The following is a 21,126-nucleotide window of genomic DNA, read 5'->3' as shown; positions in this document are numbered from 1 at the left end:
CAAATCATGCAAGATGGTACGTTAGATATTATCGAGCCAAATCTTGCAGACGGCACAATCACAACCAACACCATTGATGTGATGCCAAATCAGAGTGCCGATGGTGCGACGATCACTGAATTCTCATTTGGCGGTATTGTCAAAACACTCGATCAAAGCATCGTAGGTGAGCAGCAGTTTAGTTTCACCGAAGGTGAGCTATTCATCACTCTTCAAGGTCAAGTGCGCTTTGAACCAAATCGTGACCTTGACCACTCTGCCAGCGAAGACATCGTGAAGTCGATAGTGGTTACTTCAAGTGATTTTGATAACGATCCTGTGACTTCAACCGTTACGCTGACCATTACCGATGGTGATATTCCAACTATCGATGCGGTACCAAGTGTTACGCTTTCAGAAACAAACCTAGCTGATGGTTCTGCGCCAAGTGGTAGTGCGGTTAGTCAAACGGAGACGATTACTTTTACCAATCAAAGTGATGATGTGGTTCGCTTCCGTCTGGAACCAACCGAGTTCAATACTAACGATGCACTTAAATCGAATGGCTTAGCGGTCGAACTGCGCGAAGAACCTCAAGGCTCTGGTCAGTACATTGGCTTTACCACCAGTTCGTCTAATGTTGAGACAACAGTATTTACGTTGGACTTTAACTCCGGAACCTTAGGTGAATACACATTTACTTTAATCGAAGCTCTGGATCATCAAGATGCGCGTGGCAACAACGATTTAAGCTTTAATCTACCTGTGTATGCGGTGGATAGTGATGGCGATGACTCGTTAGTCTCTCAGCTTGGCGTGACCATTGGCGACGATGTGCAGTTGATGCAAGACGGCACAATCACCAGTCGTGAGCCTGCAGCAAGTGTTGAAACATCAAATACCTTTGATGTGATGCCAAACCAAAGTGCTGATGGAGCCAAAGTCACTTCATTTGTTTTCGATGGTAAGACTGCAGAAAGTCTTGATTTGAATGTGAATGGTGAACAAGAGTTCGTCTTCACGGAAGGTTCGGTATTCATTACGACGGAAGGTGAGATACGTTTCGAACCGGTGCGCAATCAAAACCATGCTGCTGGTGACATTACTAAGTCTATTGAGGTGACATCTGTTGACCTCGATGGCGATATTGTCACATCGACAGTGACACTGAAGATTGTTGATGGTGACCTTCCTACTATCGACCTTGTTCCCGGAATTACGTTATCTGAAGTGGATCTGGCCGATGGCTCTGTGCCAACCGGTAATCCAGTGACAATGACACAAACCATTACCTATACAGCGGGTAGTGACGACGTAAGCCATTTCAGAATTGACCCTACGCAGTTCAATACTTCAGGGGCTTTGAAATCGAACGGTCTAGATGTCGAAATAAAAGAGCAACCAGCTAATTCTGGTAATTACATTGGCTTCGTTAAAGATGGTTCTAACGTAGAAACCAACGTCTTCACGATCAGCTTTTCGACGAGCAATTTAGGGCAATACACGTTGACACTGCTTGAGGCATTAGATCATGTCGATGGATTACAAAACAATATACTAAGCTTCGATGTCCCTGTGTTAGCGGTTGATGCGGATGGTGATGATTCTGCAATGTCGCCAATGACGGTTGCGATTACCGATGACGTACAAGGTGTTCAAGATGGTACATTGAGTATCACTGAGCCTTCATTAGCTGATTTGGCATCGGGTACGCCACCAACGACGCCAATCATTGATGTTATGCCAACGCAGAGTGCTGATGGCGCGAAAGTGACACAGTTTACTTACGATGGTGGCACAGCTGTAACGTTAGACCCAAGCATCTCTACAGAACAAGTCTTTACCGTAACCGATGGCTTGCTGTACATCACCATTGAAGGGGAAGTTCGTTTTGAACCGAGCCGAGATCTAGACCATTCATCTGGCGACATTGTAAGAACGATTGTCGTCACCACCAGTGATTTTGATAACGATACAGATACCGCGGATGTCACTTTGACGATTAAAGACGGTATCGATCCAGTTATCAATGTGGTTCCAGATGTTAACTTATCGGAAGTCAACCTAGCGGATGGCTCGACGCCAACTGGTTCTCCGGTAAGTTCGACTCACACAATCACTTACACCGAAGGAAGTGATGATTTTAGTCACTTTAGAATTGCGACCAACGAATTCAATCCTGGCGATCTGTTGAAATCAAGTGGTCTTGTTGTTCAACTAAAAGAAGATCCTTCTTCTGCTGGTGACTACATTGGTTATACCGATGATGGTATGGGTAACGTTACCGATGTATTTACCATTAGCTTTGATAGTGCAAACAAAGCTCAGTTTACATTTACCTTGATTGAGGCGCTTGATCACCTTGATGGCGTGCTCAACAACGACCTTACTTTCCGCTTACCTATCTATGCTGTTGATACAGATGATTCTGAGTCAACAAAGCGCGATGTGGTGGTTACGATAGAAGATGACATCCAGCAAATGCAAGATGGCTTCTTAACCATTACCGAGCCAAATTCTGGTACTCCAACAACAACTACCGTTGATGTGATGCCAATACCAAGTGCAGACGGCGCGAACATTACGCAGTTCACGTATGACGGTGGTTCTCCAATTACTCTGAATCAGAACATCAGTGGTGAACAAGAGTTTGTTTTCACTGAAGGTTCACTGTTTGTGACACTAGATGGTGATGTAAGGTTTGAGCCAAATAGAAACCTTGATCACTCTGCGGGCGACATTGTTAAATCAATTGTGTTCACGTCTTCAGACTTTGATAACGATATCTTTTCGTCGACGGTTACGCTCACCATTGTTGATGGTGATGGGCCAACAATCGACGTTGTGCCGGGTGTGGCATTGTCAGAAAGCTTACTTGCGGATGGTTCGACGCCTAGCGTAAATCCCGTGAGTATGACTCAAACCATTACTTCACTTGCAAGCAGTGATGATATTGCTGAAATAGTGGTGGAAGTAGGGCTCTTCAATACCAACGGCGCGTTGAAGTCGGATGGTTTGTCACTGAGTTTGCGTGAAGACCCTGCAAACTCTGGCGACTACATAGCATTCACGACGGATAGTTCGGGTGTTGAGAAAGTTATCTTCACTCTAGATTTTGATGATACGAATCCGAGTCAATATACGTTTACTCTACTTGAACGTTTAGACCATGTTGATGGTTTGGGAAATAACGATCTGAGCTTTGATCTTTCTGTTTACGCAGAAGATACCGATGGTGATATTTCAGCGTCTAAACCACTGACTGTCACTATTACTGATGATGTTCAGCTGATGCAGTCAGGTGCGCTCAACATTACTGAGCCAACCACGGGAACACCAACCACAACGACATTTGATGTGATGCCTGCGCAAAGTGCAGATGGCGCGACAATCACTAAGTTTGTGTATGACAATCAAGCTGAAACAGCCTTGGTACAAACCGACACGGGTGAGCAAGAATTTGTGTTCACTGAAGGTTCCTTGTTTATCAATCTCGAAGGGGATGTACGTTTTGAACCTAACCGCAATCTAGACCACTCTAGTGGCGATATCGTCAAGACCATTACGGTGACATCTGAAGATAAAGACGGCGATATCGTGACGTCTACAGTGACGTTAACTATTGCCGATGGCGCGCCACCAACTATCGACACCGTACCGACTGTCGCGTTGGCTGAAGCAAATCTGATTGATGGTTCTTCACCGGGTTTACCTGTTAGCCAAACTGAAACCATTACTTTCACAGCAGGAAGTGATGATGTGAGCCACTTCCGTATTGATCCGGCTCAATTCAACACATCAGGCGATCTGAAAGCGGATGGTTTGGTGGTTCAGTTAAAAGAAGATCCTCTAAACAGCGATAATTATATTGGTTACGTTGAAAGCGGCGGTGTCCAAACGGATATCTTCACCATCACCTTTAGCAGCGTGGTTCTAGGAGAGTACACATTCACCTTGTTGGAAGAGTTAGATCACCTGCCTGTACAAGGTAACAATGATCAAATCTTCACCTTGCCAGTGATCGCAGTCGATAAAGACAACACTGACTCAGCGGTGAAGCCTCTGACGGTGACGATTACCGATGATGTACCAACCATTACTGACACCACTGTCGCGAGTACGTTTGTGGTTGATGAAGATGATTTGGGCGCTCTGGTACAAGCGACAGGTTCGTTTGTAACCACAGAAGGTGCAGACCAAGTCGAGGTTTACGAACTACGTAATATATCAACTTTGGAAGCAACGCTATCGTCGGGCAGTGAAGGTATTAAGATCACTGAGATCACAGGTGCTGCTAACACGACCACCTACCAAGGCGCAACTGACCCAGGCGGAACGCCAATCTTCACATTAGTGCTGACTGATGATGGTGCTTACACGTTTACCTTGCTTGGCCCTCTCAATCACGCTACGACACCGAGCAACCTCGATACACTCACAATACCGTTTGATGTTGTTGCTGTTGATGGTGATGGCGACGATTCTAACCAATATGTATTACCAATCGAGGTGCTAGATGATGCGCCCGTAATGACGGCGCCGACGGGTGAAACGGTTGTTGATGAAGACGATCTTACTGGGATTGGTTCCGATCAATCTGAAGATACCATTATCAATGGACTGTTCACTGTTGATGAAGGTGCGGATGGCGTTGTGCTGTATGAGCTGGTTGATGAAGATTTGGTTCTGACTGGCTTAACCTCTGATGGAGAAAGCTTAGAGTGGCTAGCTGTTTCACAAAACGGCACAACATTTACTTACGTTGCTCAAACTGCAACGAGTAATGAAGCGGTGTTCGAGATTATTTTCGATACCTCGGATAATAGCTACCAATTTGAATTGTTTAAACCACTTAAACACCCTGATGGTGCAGATGAAAATGCGATTGACCTTAATTTCTCTGTTGTTGCAGAAGATTTTGATCAAGACCAATCAAACGCGATCGATTTAAAAATCACGGTTACTGATGATGTTCCGTTGGTGACAACTCAATCGATTACTCGTCTTGAAGGGCAGGGTTACAACAACTCTAAAGTCGACATGTTTGCTAATGCGACGGATGTGGGGGCTGATGGTGCGGTACTGAGTCGAATTGAGGGTATCTCAAATAATGGTGCAGATATTGTTTTCCGTAGCGGAAACAATGGGCCATACAGTAGCGGCTTCGATTTAAACAGTGGTAGCCAACAAGTTCGAGTCTACGAGCAAACAAATGGCGGTGCTGATACTCGTGAACTTGGCCGTCTACGCATCAACTCAAATGGTGAGGTTGAATTCAGAGCTAACGGCTATCTAGATCATGACGGTGATGACACTATCGACTTCTCGATTAACGTGATTGCGACAGATGGTGATTTAGACACCTCTGAAACACCGTTAGATATCACGATTACTGATAGGGACTCTACAAGAATCGCGCTGAAAGTGACGACCTTCGAGGACGCGGGTAGAGATTCAACGATACCTTACGCAACAGGTGATGAGCCGACTCTTGAGAATGTTCAAGATAACCAAAATGGTTTGCCGAATGCGCCAGCGCAAGTTGCGCTGCAAGTTAGTCTGTATGACCAAGATAACGCTGAATCTATTGGGCAGTTGACGATTAAAAGCCCGAACGGAGGTGATAGTCACCAAGGTACTTTTTATTACTTTGATGGTGCTGACTACATTGAATTAGTGCCTGAGTCAAATGGGAGCATTATATTTGGCTCTCCTGAACTCGAACAAAGCTTCGCTCCAAACCCGAGTGAACCAAGACAAACTATCGCGACGATAGACAACCTGTTCTTTGTTCCTGACCAACACGCTAGTTCGGATGAAACTGGTGGGCGAGTTCGCTATGAGCTTGAAATTGAGAAAAATGGCAGTACGGATCACACCGTTAATTCAAACTTCAGAATTGAGATTGAAGCTGTAGCGGATATTGCGACTTGGGATGACACCAGTAGCACGTATCAGTATCAAGTCAACGAAGATGAAGACAATGTCACGTTGCAGCTGAACGCAGAGTCGCAAGATAACAGTAATACTGAGACGATTACCTACGAACTTGAAGCAGTTCAAGGCGACGGGAAGTTTGAGTTACTTGATCAAAATGGCAATGTGCTAACGCCCGTTAATGGTGTTTATATCATCGCATCTGCTGATATCAATAGCACCGTAGTTAACCCTATTGATAATTTCTCAGGGCAGATTGAGTTCAACGCGACGGCAATTACGGAAGAGACGCTTAACCCATACGATGATTCAGCCAACGGTGGAGCAAACGATAAGACGACGGCTCGTTCTGTGGAACAAAGTATTGTTATTGATGTGACCGCAGATGCGGACCCTGGCACATTCAGTGTTAGTCGAATTCAGATCAACGAAGACAATATCGATGATCCAGATTACGTCGGGTCTTTAGACAACAAAGACGCATTCACGTTAGACGAAGTCATTACCATGACTGGGTCGGTGGATACCGATGGCTCTGAAGAACTGTTTGTTCGTATCAGTAATATTACAGAAGGCGCCGTACTTTACTTTTTAGGTACAACTGATGTGGTGCCTACAGTTAGTGGTACCAATTACCAAGAAATCGCGTATTCCGATTTGGCTAACGTGGAAGTTGTTCCTACTAAACACAGTAATGAAAACTTCACTTTTGACGTTACAGGTGTGGTCAAAGACACCGCGGACTTATCAATAAATCCTCAACAAGTCGATGAAGAAATACTGGGTACAAAAACGGTCAACGTCGAGGTTAAAGGTGTTGCTGATGTTCCTTATGGTGGAACGAATGGCACAGATTGGACAACGTTTACAGATGGCGCGACAAGCGGTGTTCAAACTACCATTGAAGAGAGTCAAAATGGCGATAGCTTTGCTCTGCTTGACTTCACTGTATTGTCTGGCGAACGTAAACCTGATGACCCAACAGATTCTCCTCTAACTGGAGATGGATCTGAAGCCATTACTGTAATCCTTTCAGGTATTCCTGATGGTGTGATTCTCGAAGATGGCGACGGTACGGTTATTGATCTTAACTTTGTTGGTTACGAAACTGGACCGGGCGGTAGTCCTGACTTATCCAAACCTATCTACGAAGCGAATATTACTGAGGCAGGTAAAACCTCAGGGATCCGCATCAGACCTGTCGATTCTTCAACCGAGAATATTCATATTCAAGGTAAAGTGATTGTGACTGAGAATGATGGTCATACACTGTCCTTCGATCAAGAGGTTCGAGTGCTTGTTATACCTCGAATCGATACATCAGCAACTTATGTCAACACGACTAACGGTGATGAAGATACGGCTATCAACATTGATTGGCACCCCGAAGGTGCAGACTATATTGATTCTGATGAGCATTTCACTTCGATTACGATTTCCGGTATTCCATCGGGTGTCACACCTACTGTAAATGGTGATGTTACTGTTGTAAACGATGGTGCAGGTACGTTAACTATTACTCCTAAAGACGCTAGTCAAACACCGGAGCAATTTACTCAGATTGCTTTGGCGAATAACTTTATCCAAATGACACCACCAGAAAACTCGAGTGTAGACTTTACGCTGACAACTGTCGTGGAGATGGAGGAGAGAGATTTCGAGTACACCGACGACGCTATTGTTGGTGAGGGCGGCCGGGTAGTTGCTAATCCAGCAATTACAGGCACCATCACAGTACAAGTTGTGCCTGTTGTGGAACCTGAAGATCCAGATGGAGATGGAGTTGACGATAACTTTATCGTTTTCTCCAATGAAGATGGCAGTGGAGAATTGGCAACGATTACCTCTGATGCCGCAGGTGTTATCAAATTTACGACCAATAGCGATAACGAAGCCGTAGATGGTGGCGGTGTTGAAACCTTGGATGGTGAGTACGTTATCCGTTATAAAGAAGAAGATGTCTCTCCTGAATTTGCTATTAATGAAGTCGTTAACGAGGTCGTGGTTCAGTTGACTACTACGTCTGATGGCGCGTTACCAGAAGAGGTGTTGAGTCAACTGCTCGTGACTGGTGCTGTGTATGAGGGGGATGGCCGTTGGGTAGTCACAGATGAAGATGCATTTACGATTAGCGCACCAGAAGGCTTAGATCTAACAGCGCCATATGATGATGGTATCTCGACTAACACTAGCAGCATTAAGATGACGGTGTTTACTCAAGTTGAAGACTTGGGGGACGAATTAGGTGACCAGAATTCTGCGATTGTTCCACGAGAGGGTAACGTTATTTTGACCTTCCCAGAAGAGATCAGTGGTGGTGGCGAAATAGCAGCGGATATAACTGCGACACCAGATCAAACTATCGACGCAATTGAAGACACTCAACTCATGCTGGGTGATGCTCTTGAAAGTATTATTAGTTTCAGTGGTGGCGATGCATTTAATGATCAAATTACCATCGTTATTGATGATACCGTGGTTGTTAACCCAGGAGGTTCTGACCAAACGATCATAAATATAAGCATTGGGGGCAGCGGTGAGATTGACTTCGTTAACGGCGAATATGTGTATCAGTCCACTTTGGTACAAGGTGTAGTGCCAGACTTTTCTGATTTGGTATTGAATTTACCTGCAAATTATTCAGGTGACTTTGACTTGCCATTTAAGGTGATCACCAAAGACCTGATATCGGGTGATGAGAACGTACTTGATACCAGCGCCATTATTAAAGTCTCCGCAGTAACTGACTTAGCGCCAACTATTTCTGTCGATATCGCGGGTTCTTTAGATGACTCGTTGGACCCAGTTGATATCGATGGCCAACCGGGGGCTGAAGCTGTGGGTTATGAAGACACCTATATTGTGCTTGATTTCTCGGGTTCGGTTGCAGACCAAGTTAATGGTGTTGAAGGCGGCAATGAGCGCTTCACCGATATTACTCTAACCTTAAATGACACAAGTAATGGTGAATTTTACAGTGATACTGGAACGGCTTTAGGCACATCAATATCTTTCACTGAGACGGAAATTGAGAATGGAGCCTTGTCTGGTGTGCTGTTTAGACCGAAAGAGAACTTCCCGACTTACGATGATGTAAATGGTGTTGATGTCAGTACTGTTAGCGTTACTGTGAGCGGGAATATTTTAGACACCGCGACGTTTAATGAGGGAGGTTCTAGCACAACTGAAGATGCTACAAGCGAATCTTTTTCAACGTCGGTGAGTTTCGACGTCGTCCCTGTCGTGGATGATGTTCTCGTCACAGGGCCAGGTAGTGACCCTGATGTTATCGAAATTACGGGTAGCGAAGATCAAGAAATCTCGTTGTCTGGAACTAGCCCGATCTCAATTGGTTTGACGGATTTAGATGGTTCAGAATCCTTTGTTTCGATTAAATTTACTGACGTGCCGGATGGTTTCCAATTCAGAGTCGACAACAATTCAGACTTTACTGTGAAGAATAATGGTGGGGGAGTCTGGAGTGTCCAATTACCGCCTAGCGTGTCAACGTCATTTGATCTAAGTGAGATCTCTGTTCTACCGCCGAAAGATTTCAGTGGTACCTTTGAGTTTGGTGTCGAAGTCTTTACTCAAGAGTCTTTGCTAGGTGTTCCTACGAATGCAGGCACGTTGCCGAGCTTTGAAGTCCACGTACTCCCTGTGGGTGATGATGTCGATACTAACCCGACCGACTCTGTGACAGGCAATGAAGGCCAAAATATTGATATCGAAATCAATGCGACGATTTTGGACAAAGAACTGTCTGCAACAGGAAGTGGGACGTTTACTGAAAATGCACCTGAAACCCTTCGAGTCGAAGTGGCAGGCGTTCCTCAAGATGCATCTATCTACTACCCTGACGGAACCACCTTGGGTAGTTATGACCCAATTACACAGCTCTGGACTCTAGATGTTCCAGCTCAGTCGCTAGATAAGATCGTATTTAACTCTGGCGAACATAATAGTGATGCGGGTAATGCTCTAGGTATCAATGGTCCACTGCAGATTACCGTTCGTTCTGTGGATACAGATGCTGATAACACCGAATACTTAGGTACGCCAACCAGCTTCGATGTTGATTTAGTGATTGATCCTATCAACGATCAACCGACATTTGTGAATGTGACCAACATTGAAACGCCGGAAGATATTAGCATCGCTATCGACAACTTCAGTATCTACGATGTTGACGCTAACTTTGATAACCCAGATGCGCCGTATGTTCTTACGTTACAAGTGGATCAAACACTGCCAGGAGCGCAAGGCGTGTTTGAGTTTACCAGCTCACCTGACGTGACGTTTGTATTGCAGCCAGACGGTTCGTTGGTGATTACCGGTAAAGAAGCTGACATCAATACCGCGTTGACCAATGGAGCGGTGACTTTCAAACCAGACCCAGACCAGAACTACCTCAACCAGAGTGGTTTAGTCACAATCAATGCAACGCTCGATGATGGTGGTAATAACGGCTTGATTGACGCGGGTGATCCAAATACCGCTCAAACCAATCAAGCTACCTTCACTATTAAGGTGACGGAAGTGAATGACGCTCCGGTCGCGACTGATGTCGATTTAGGCTCGATTGCGGAAGATGGTCAAATCGTGATTGTTGAAGATGACTTGATTGCAGCGAGTTCTGATCTAGAAAACCATAACCTCACGGTAACCGGCGTAACTCTTACTCAAGGGCAAGGTCAGCTAACGCGCTTTGAAAATGCTGGTGGTGCTGATGACGCTGGGATTACGGGGCCGTTCTGGATATTCATTGCAGATAATGATTTCAACGGCGACGTTAAATTCAATTACTCCATTATCGATGATGGTACAACCAATAGTGCGGATGATTTTAAAACCGATAGCGCTGAAATCAGCCTTGTGGTGACAGAAGTCAACGACCAGCCAGTGGCATCGGACATTGATTTGGGCACCATGCTTGAAGAAGGACAGCTGGTCATTAAAGAGGAAGACCTGATTTCCGCAACCACTGATCCGGAAAACGATACGATTACTGTGAACAGTTTGGTGCTCGATCAAGGTCAGGGCCAATTACAGCGCTTCGAGAACGTCGGCGGCGCTGATGACGCTATGATTACTGGCCCGTACTGGATATTTACGGCTGCTGATGAATACAACGGTAACGTTAAGTTCACCTATACCGTTGAGGATGATGGTACAACCAACGGCGCTGATGATTTCTTAACAGATACCGGCGAAATCAGTGTTGTGGTAACAGATGTGAATGATCAGCCTGTGGCAACGGACATCGATTTAGGCACCATCCTAGAAGAAGGTCAGTTGATCATCAAAGAGGAAGACTTGATTGGCGCAACGAGTGACCCAGAAAACGACACGATTACCGTGACTAATCTGGTGCTCGATGAAGGCCAAGGCCAATTACAACGCTTTGAGAACGTGGGCGGTGCTGATGACGCTGCGATTACTGGCCCATACTGGGTATTTACCGCAGCCAACGAATACAACGGTGATGTTAAGTTCACTTATACCGTCGAGGATGATGGTACAACCAATGGCGCCAATGACTTCTTAACGGATACTGCAGAGATCACCGCGATTGTCGATGGAGTGAACGATACGCCTGTTGTTAATGGTGACAGTGTCACTACGGTTGTTGACGAGGATGCTGGTCAGCTATTGAGTGGTATCAATGTCAGTGACCCTGATTATGTTGATACATTTTCCGATGATCTCATGACAGTCACGCTGACGGTGGATTACGGTACATTGAACGTATCACTTCCTGCAGTGACGACAGTGATGGTCAACGGTAACAATACTGGTTCAGTCACCTTAGTCGGTGCTCTGAGTGACCTGAATGCGCTGATTGATACGCCGACTAGTCCAAATGGTGTTTACCTTGATGCGAGCCTGTCTCCAACCAATAGCATTGGGTTAGAAGTTGTCGCCAAAGACAGCGGAAACCCTTCTGGTATTGCGATAGAGACAGCACCTGTGGTTTACAACATCGCGGTTACGCCAGTGGCAAATGCGCCAACCTTGTCGATTGATACTGCGTCTAATTATGTGAGAAACATTACCGCGAGCCAGTCAGTCAGTGCGAGTGGCATTCCTTTGGTTGGAATTATCGCCGCCTTAACGGACATTACAGAGGAGCTAACGCTGCATATTAGTGATGTTCCTGCTGGCGCTCAAATCACCAGTGATGTCGGCTCTGTGACCGATCTCGGTGGCGGTGTTTGGGTGGCAACGGCAGATGCGATCGATAGCTTGCAGGCAGTAGGGCTTTCTCAAACTCCGGGTAGTTACACGCTTAAAGTTGAGGCGGTTTCTGAAGAGACTGACAACAACGATACGGCGACATCAACTTCAATAGACCTTAACCTGAACATTGTGTCTGACGCGGTTGATATTAACCTGGCTTCGGAAACTGACGATGTTCAGCTATTGGCTGGCGCGAATGCGACTGACCTAACTGCGGGCTCTGGAAATGACCGACTGGAAGGTGGCGCGGGTGATGATACGCTTGTTGGTGGTGACGGTAACGACACACTGATTGGCGGTGGCGGTTCAGATATTCTAACCGGTGGCGATGGTATGGATTCGTTCGTATGGCTTAATATCGAAGATGGCGTTGAAGACACCATTACCGATTTCAGCCTATCTGAAGGTGACCAGATCGACTTGCGCGAAGTATTGCCAGAGCTGAAGAATACATCTCCAGACATGACGGCGTTACTACAACAGATAGACGCGAAAGTGGAAGGGGATGATATTGAGCTTACGATCAAGTCTGATGGTTTAGGCACTACGGAACAGGTGATTGTGGTTGAAGACCTTGCTCCTCAGCTAACCTTAAGTGGCACCATGCCTTCGGATATTTTGGATGCGTTAGTGCAACAAAATGTCATCACTCACGGTTAACGCTAAATTGGAGGCTAGCTATTAGAATCTAACGATTAAACTAAAAGCGAACCATTTAACCATAACGAAAGAGGCCAGCATTGCTGGCCTCTTTTTTGTCACTGTATAAATCGTAAAGAGTTACTTAAGAGAGTTGTGGATCAGGAACTCTTCTTCGACGCCTTTCAATTTCATCTCATCCATAATGAAGTTCACTGTGTTCAACAAGCGTTGTTCACCTTTTGGTATCAGGTAACCGAATTGACTGTTGGTAAACGGTGTTTCGCAGCGTGCCGCTTCAAGACGTTCGTCCGTCACTTGATAGAACAGACCTTCAGGAGTTTCTGTCACCATTACATCAACTTTACCTTCCGCAACGGCTTGCGGAACGTCTAGGTTGTTCTCGTAACGCGTAAAGCTCGCGTCTTGCAAGTTAGCATCCGCAAAAATCTCATTAGTCCCGCCGATATTAACGCCAACACGCACAGATGAAAGGTTCACTTTCTCAATGCTGTTGTATTGTTCTGCTTTGCCTTTCGCAACCAAGAAACACTTGCCAAAGGTCATGTAGCCTTGAGTTTGTTCTGCGTTTAACTGACGCTGCATTTTACGCGTGATACCGCCCATCGCGATGTCGTATTTATCGCTGTCTAGATCGGTCAGTAGATCTTTCCATGTGGTACGAACAATCTGTAATTCAACGCCCAACTGCTCTGCAACATGTTTGGCTACGTCAATGTCATAACCAGAGTAGGTTTTGCCGTCGAAGTAAGAAAAAGGTTTGTAGTCGCCTGTAGTACCGACGCGAAGTGTACCTGATTTTTGAATGTCTTCTAGCTGGTCAGCTTGTACTACACCAGAAAGTGCCAGAGTAATGGAAGCAAGTAATAGTGATGTTTTTTTCATTGTAATTATCTGTTGTGTTTGTGTTGTTATTCAAAGTAACAGAAACAATCAGAGAAAGAGATCAAACCATTGGAAAGGTTGTAAAAGAAGATAAAACGAGGGCAGGAGATAGGTAACTTTATTGATTTGTGAACATTGATAAAGATGTGTTTCATATTCCATTTTGATAAACCGTAGACAAACAAAAAGCCCATGTTATCGAATAACATGGGCTTCATTATTGGTTTAACTTGTTAGCTGTTTAGCTGTTTAGCTATTTAGCAACTGACTCGTTGTTCATCTTAGCCGGAGCTTTAGATGCGTTAACCAGTAGGATACCAACGGTGAGTACCATCGAACCACATAGTAGGAACAACAAGCGTCCTGTTGGTTCGTTTGGAATCAGAGCCATTGCTAGGATACCGAAACCTGCTGTGCTGATAAGCTTACCAAGCATTGAACGTTGTTTAGTATCTAGGTTTTGTTGCTCTTCACCTTCCGCGACTAGCGGTGTATTCCAGTTAGTGAATAGTTGGTCAACTTCTTTCTCACGTTCAGGCGATAGGCCTTTGTAGAAGCGAGAAGTTAGGATGAAGTAACCACCAGTAAACACTACGTGAGCAGCTAAGCTAAGACCAACTTTCAAGTCGCTCCATTCACGGCCAGTAAGCGCTGTTTCCATACCAAATAGGTGCTCGATGTCTTCTGCTTGAAGAGAGATACCGAAGATGTAAGAAACGAAGCCACCAACGATTAGTGTAGACCAACCAGACCAGTCAGGAGTCTTACGAATCCACATACCTAGTAGTACAGGAATCAGCATTGGGAAGCCAATTAATGCACCCACGTTCATTACGATATCGAACAAGCTCAAGTGGCGTAGTGAGTTGATGAACAAACCAATCGCGATGATGATGATACCCATCATGATAGTGGTTAGCTTACTTACGATAACCAGCTCTTTCTGAGTCGCGTTTTGGCGAAGAATAGGGCTGTAGAAGTTCATTACAAAGATGCCAGCGTTACGGTTCAGACCTGAATCCATAGAAGACATTGTCGCAGCGAACATTGCTGACATAAGAAGACCAACCATACCTGCTGGCATTACGTTCTGTACGAATGCTAGGTAAGCTGCATCACCCGCTTTGTCACCCATTGAAGCGTACTGCAATGCAAAGTCAGGCATGAATGCACTAACGTACCAAGGTGGTAGGAACCAGATTAGTGGGCCAACAACCATAAGGATACATGCTAGGCCTGCCGCTTTACGTGCGTTTTCACTGTCTTTTGCACATAGGTAACGGTAAGCATTGATGCTGTTGTTCATTACACCGAACTGCTTCACGAAAATGAACACAACCCAAAGTACGAAGATGCTCATGTAGTTAAGGTTATTACCTAACATGAAGTCGCCGTCGAAATTTGCAACGATGTTAGTTAGGCCACCACCGTGGAAATAAGCTGCAACCGCACAAGTAATCGTAACCGCCATGATAACAAGCATTTGCATGAAGTCAGAAGCAACAACCGCCCAAGAGCCGCCTGTTACTGCCATCAATACTAGAACCATACCCGTTACCACAATGGTTGCTTCCATTGGGATGTTGAATACCGCTGCTACGAAGATAGCTAGACCATTTAGCCAGATACCCGCAGAGATAAGGCTGTCAGGCATACCTGCCCATGTGAAGAACTGTTCAGACGTTTTACCAAAGCGCTGACGAATAGCTTCGATCGCCGTTACCACACGAAGTTGGCGGAACTTTGGAGCGAAGTACATATAGTTCATGAAGTAGCCAAAAGCATTGGCTAAGAATAGGATTACAATAACGAAACCGTCATTGAACGCGCGTCCTGCGGCACCTGTAAACGTCCATGCTGAAAACTGTGTCATGAAGGCAGTTGCACCAACCATCCACCACAACATTTTGCCGCCCCCTCTGAAGTAATCGCTGGTAGAGGTGGTGAACTTACGGAACATCCAACCAATCGCGATTAAAAAGAAGAAGTAGGCGAGAACAACAAAAGTATCGATAGTCATCTTTTCAGCCTTTTAAATATCATAATTAACTGGGCTTAGATTAACGCGTTCAAAGATTTATTTGTACTACAATATGTCTTTAGTATGATCTAGGTCGCATTGATTTTTTAGGTATTGGTAAGTAACTAATCAAGTCATTGTTTTAATTGGTTTTAATTGGTTGCGTATTTTGTTTTAGATATAAAATAAAGTGAGGGTTAAATGTTTATATGTATTACAATATAAGCAAAAGCGCTTACTTTACTTTATCTATAAGATTTTAATTATAACCGTAACAAATGTGCTACAAATTGGTGTGTTGTGCGACGCCATTCACGTTAATTTGAAACTCTATTCTGGAAATTCTTGTATTAGGATTTCAAGTGTAGCTCATTGTTTTCACCTCGCTATTTTGTGTTTGTCTGCGGTTCTGTAGCCTTTCCATGCTATTGATTAATTTTTTCGTGCTAGAGAGACGCGTATTTGGAATGTTTGTCACTGAGTCGTCGTTAAACTGGACGACGGGACACTCTTTCGGCTCACTTTGTCTATTGTGGTCTTCAGTGCATGCTATGAGAAATGTTTGACGACGTATTGAAAAGGAATATTGTCGGATAAAGGGATGGATAAGGAGCTGGATAAGCGGTAGGGAGCACCAGTAACCCTTCGCTAGATGCATACTGAGGTCGCTTGAAAGCCTTACATCACTCGTTCTTGCCTGTCTTAGTCACGGAGCTGTACGAGGCCATAGGGAGAACGGCGATAGGGTATGGGGAAACAGAACGTTGATTGAGCGTGTTTTACGGTTAGTCAGCGCAATAAACGTCAGATAACAAAAAGCCCCACCGAAGTGAGGCTTTATCACCAAATCTAAAACAGATTAAGCGTTAACGTGATCAACTGCGTCACGAACAAGCTTGCCTAGTTCGTCCCACTTACCTTCATCGATAAGGTTAGTTGGAACCATCCAAGTACCGCCACACGCAAGAACAGAAGGGATCGATAGGTATTCATCAACATTCTTCAAGCTTACGCCACCAGTAGGCATGAATTTAACAGGGTAAACGGCTGTTAGTGCTTTAAGCATACCAGTACCGCCTGAAGGCTCAGCAGGGAAGAACTTCAACGTGCGAAGACCCATTTCCATTGCTTGCTCAACTAGGCTTGGGTTGTTAACACCCGGTACGATTGCAACACCTTTGTCGATACAGTATTGAACAGTACGTGGGTTAAAACCTGGGCTTACGATGAAATCAACGCCAGCTTCGATAGATGCGTCAACTTGCTCGTTAGTCAGTACAGTACCTGAACCGATTAGCATGTCTGGGAATTCTTTACGCATGATGCGAATCGCTTCGATTGCACATTCTGTACGTAGTGTAATTTCTGCACATGGCATGCCATTTTCAACCAACGCTTTACCTAGAGGGATAGCGTCTTCAGCACGGTTGATCGCGATTACAGGAATTACTTTTAGGTTTGCTAGTTGTTCATTTAATGTCGTCATGAATTCTTTCTCACGTTAAATGTGGGCCTGCTTTCAACTAAGCAAACCCTTGATTAATAGTTAAAGTGCGTAATTATAGAGACAGATCAGGCGTCGCTTCTAGAGGAATGATAGCACCTGGATGCTGAATCACGGTTCCTGCCACAATATGACCTGCAAATGCAGCATCACGAGCACTACCGCCGCTCAAGCGCTTGGCCAAGAAGCCGGCACTGAACGAGTCGCCAGCGGCAGTCGTATCAACGATGTTGTCTACAGGGTTGGGTGCAACGTATTGAGCGCTTTGGCTTTCAACCACTAAGCAGTCTTTCGCGCCACGTTTAATGACGATCTCTTTCACACCAGACTCAGACGTACGTGTAATACATTGTTCAATGCTTTCGTCGCCGTATAGCTCTTGCTCATCATCAAACGTCAGCAGAGCCGTATCTGTGTACTTAAGCATTTTCAAGTACCAAGAAATCGCTTCTTGTTGGCTTTCCCAAAGTTTAGGTCGGTAGTTATTGTCGAAGAATACTTGGCCGCCTTGAGCTTTGAATTTGTCTAAGAAGTTGAATAGCTGCGTGCGACCATTTTCTGTCAAGATTGCCAGCGTAATACCACTTAAGTAAACCGCGTCAAAAGAGAACAGCTTATCAAGAAGAGCAGGCGTGTCTTCCTGATCAAACATGAACTTCGCTGCAGCATCACTACGCCAGTAGTGGAAACTGCGTTCACCAGTTTCATCGGTCTCGATGTAGTAAAGCCCTGGTTGTTTGTGATCCAGCTGAGCTATTAAGCTCGTGTCGATACCTTCCGCTTGCCAATTTTTTAACATGTCGGTACTGAATGGGTCAGTGCCGAGTGCAGTTACGTAGCTCGTGTTGATATCTTGCTCTTTTGTTAAGCGAGATAAGTAAAGTGCAGTATTCAGCGTATCGCCACCAAAACTTTGCTTAAGCCCGTCTTGTTTCTTTTGTAGCTCAACCATGCACTCGCCAATGACCGCGATGTTTAATGATTTCATATGCTTACCTTAGCAACTGAGGTTGCGCTAGTTATTATTTTAGGAAATCTTCACGCGCAGGGTTGAAGATATCAAGAAGGATGCTGTCTTGTTCTAGTGCAACCGCACCGTGCATCATGTGTTTACGAGCGAAGTAAGCATCGCCTTCTTTAAGCACTTTCTTCTCGCCGTCGATTTCAGCTTCGAAGCTACCACGAACAACATAACCGATTTGGTCGTGAATTTCGTGAGTATGAGGGTGGCCAATCGCGCCCTTATCAAAGCATAGGTGTACTGCCATTAGATCGTCAGTGTAAGCAACGATTTTACGCTTAATGCCGCCACCAAGTTCTTCCCATGGGTTTTCATCTAGGATAAAGAAAGAGTTCATTGTGTATCTCCTAATCTGTTTAAATCTTTTAAGTGTTACTTAACTTGCATCCATCATAAGGGAATGAGCCTAATTGTAATACAATATATCTAAATTTGTGTGATATTGATCAAGCGATAGTTTATATAGCGTAAATGAATCAACAACTTAAGAAATGCTTGGTATCTGGCATTAGTTAACTGCATCAATGGCTTACGGTGAATTATGTGACTCTACTCATCATTTGGCGACGAATAGGTATAATTAAAGCTCATATTGTATTACTTTATATGGAGTTTGAAAATTTAATCAAAGTTTAAGCAGATAAACTCTTTATTGAGGGTGACAAAGAATATGACGACTAAACCAGTATTGTTGACTGAAGCTGAAATCGAACAGCTTCATCTTGAAGTGGGCCGTTCTAGCTTAATGGGCAAAACCATTGCAGCGAACGCGAAAGACCTAGAAGCATTCATGCGTTTACCTATTGATGTCCCGGGTCATGGTGAAGCTGGGGGTTACGAACATAACCGCCACAAGCAAAATTACACGTACATGAACCTAGCTGGTCGCATGTTCTTGATCACTAAAGAGCAAAAATACGCTGACTTTGTTACTGAATTACTAGAAGAGTACGCAGACAAATATCTAACGTTTGATTACCACGTACAGAAAAACACCAACCCTACAGGTCGTTTGTTCCACCAAATCCTGAACGAACACTGTTGGTTAATGTTCTCAAGCTTAGCTTACTCTTGTGTTGCTTCAACACTGACACAAGAGCAGCGTGACAACATTGAGTCTCGCATTTTTGAACCCATGCTAGAAATGTTCACCGTTAAATACGCACACGACTTCGACCGTATTCACAATCACGGTATTTGGGCTGTAGCCGCTGTGGGTATTTGTGGTCTTGCTTTAGGCAAACGTGAATACCTAGAAATGTCAGTGTACGGCATTGACCGTAATGATACTGGCGGTTTCCTAGCGCAAGTTTCTCAGTTATTTGCACCTTCTGGCTACTACATGGAAGGTCCTTACTACCACCGTTACGCGATTCGTCCAACGTGTGTGTTTGCTGAAGTGATTCACCGTCATATGCCTGAAGTTGATATCTACAACTACAAAGGCGGCGTGATTGGTAACACAGTACAAGCGATGCTTGCGACGGCTTACCCGAACGGTGAGTTCCCAGCTCTGAATGATGCTTCTCGTACCATGGGTATCACTGACATGGGTGTTCAGGTTGCGGTAAGTGTTTACAGCAAGCATTACTCTTCTGAAAACGGCGTAGACCAAAATATTCTGGGTATGGCGAAGATTCAAGACGCAGTATGGATGCACCCATGTGGTCTTGAGCTATCTAAAGCCTACGAAGCCGCTTCTGCGGAGAAAGAAATCGGCATGCCTTTCTGGCCGAGTGTTGAATTGAATGAAGGCCCTCAAGGTCACAACGGCGCGCAAGGCTTTATCCGCATGCAGGATAAGAAAGGCGACGTTTCTCAACTTGTGATGAACTACGGCCAACACGGCATGGGTCACGGCAACTTTGATACGCTGGGTATTTCTTTCTTCAACCGCGGTCAAGAAGTGCTACGCGAATACGGCTTCTGTCGTTGGGTTAACGTGGAGCCTAAATTCGGCGGCCGCTACCTAGACGAAAACAAATCTTACGCTCGTCAAACGATTGCTCACAACGCAGTCACGATTGATGAAAAATGTCAGAACAACTTTGACGTTGAACGTGCAGACGCTGTACACGGTTTACCACACTTCTTCAAAGTAGAAGACGAGCAAATCAACGGCATGAGTGCATTTGCTAACGATCACTACCAAGGCTTTGACATGCAACGCAGCGTGTTCATGCTAAACCTTGAAGAGATAGAATCTCCGTTATTGTTAGACCTATACCGCTTAGATTCTGAGAAAGGCGGCGAAGGCGAGCATCAATACGACTACTCACACCAATATCAAGGTCAGATTGTTCGCACTAACTTTGAATACCAAGCAAACAAAGAGCTGAACACGCTAGGTGACGATTTCGGTTACCAACACCTATGGAACGTCGCAAGCGGTGAAGTGAAGGGAACAGCAATTGTAAGCTGGCTACAAAACAACACCTACTACACATGGCTAGGTGCAACGTCTAACGATAATGCTGAAGTTATCTTTACTCGCACTGGTGCTAACGACCCAAGTTTCAATCTACGTTCAGAGCCTGCGTTCATTCTACGCAGCAAAGGCGAAACAACACTGTTTGCTTCTGTTGTTGAAACGCACGGTTATTTCAACGAAGAATTCGAGCAATCTGTCAATGCACGTGGTGTTGTGAAAGACATCAAAGTCGTGGCTCACACCAATATCGGTTCGGTAGTTGAGATCACCACAGAGAAATCAAACGTGACAGTGATGATCAGCAACCAACTTGGCGCGACTGACAGCACTGAACACAAAGTAGAACTGAATGGCAAAGTATACAGCTGGAAAGGCTTCTACTCAGTAGAGACAACTTTACAAGAAACGAATTCAGAAGAACTTAGCACTGCAGAGCAGGGGAAATAATA

General features: G+C 44.9%; 7 protein-coding genes. 2 read left to right on the top strand and 5 right to left on the bottom strand.

Going from position 1 to position 21,126, the window contains the following annotated elements; translation table 11 throughout:
• Nucleotides 1–12,816, top strand: a 12,816-nt coding sequence (locus tag NX845_RS14635; RefSeq protein WP_260256959.1) for a cadherin-like domain-containing protein, incomplete at its 5' end; no start/stop codon positions are given.
• A gap of 120 nt (nucleotides 12,817–12,936) precedes the next feature.
• On the opposite strand, the gene NX845_RS14630 is transcribed toward NX845_RS14635, so the two are convergent.
• From NX845_RS14630 to NX845_RS14610, 5 genes are all read right to left on the bottom strand, one after another.
• Nucleotides 12,937–13,701, bottom strand: a complete 765-nt coding sequence (locus tag NX845_RS14630; RefSeq protein ID WP_017095159.1) for a transporter substrate-binding domain-containing protein — start codon at nucleotides 13,699–13,701, stop codon at nucleotides 12,937–12,939.
• A 253-nt stretch (nucleotides 13,702–13,954) separates the two neighbouring features.
• Nucleotides 13,955–15,721, bottom strand: a complete 1,767-nt coding sequence (locus tag NX845_RS14625) for a sodium:solute symporter family transporter (RefSeq protein WP_017077180.1) — start codon at nucleotides 15,719–15,721, stop codon at nucleotides 13,955–13,957.
• Nucleotides 15,722–16,580: 859 nt separating this feature from the next.
• The gene (locus NX845_RS14620) at nucleotides 16,581–17,207 is read right to left on the bottom strand and encodes a bifunctional 4-hydroxy-2-oxoglutarate aldolase/2-dehydro-3-deoxy-phosphogluconate aldolase (RefSeq protein ID WP_017069898.1); all 627 of its coding nucleotides are present in this window, start codon (nucleotides 17,205–17,207) and stop codon (nucleotides 16,581–16,583) included.
• 73 nt (nucleotides 17,208–17,280) lie between these two features.
• Entirely contained in the window at nucleotides 17,281–18,213 is a 933-nt protein-coding gene (locus tag NX845_RS14615) for a sugar kinase (RefSeq protein WP_017077178.1), read from the bottom strand.
• A 34-nt stretch (nucleotides 18,214–18,247) separates the two neighbouring features.
• Nucleotides 18,248–18,583: a cupin domain-containing protein gene (locus tag NX845_RS14610; protein WP_004733502.1), complete on the bottom strand. Its 336-nt coding sequence runs from the start codon at nucleotides 18,581–18,583 to the stop codon at nucleotides 18,248–18,250.
• A 333-nt stretch (nucleotides 18,584–18,916) separates the two neighbouring features.
• On the opposite strand from NX845_RS14610, the gene NX845_RS14605 reads away from it, so the two are divergent.
• On the top strand, nucleotides 18,917–21,124 hold the full coding sequence (locus NX845_RS14605) for a heparinase II/III family protein (protein ID WP_108156557.1): 2,208 nt from the start codon (nucleotides 18,917–18,919) through the stop codon (nucleotides 21,122–21,124).
• Nucleotides 21,125–21,126 lie beyond the last annotated feature (2 nt).

This window comes from Vibrio sp. NC2 (genome assembly GCF_025195005.1).
GTDB classification, from domain to species: Bacteria; Pseudomonadota; Gammaproteobacteria; order Enterobacterales; family Vibrionaceae; genus Vibrio; species Vibrio splendidus.
Note: the sequence above shows the minus strand (reverse complement) of the source record. Positions and strands in the feature narration are given on the sequence as shown.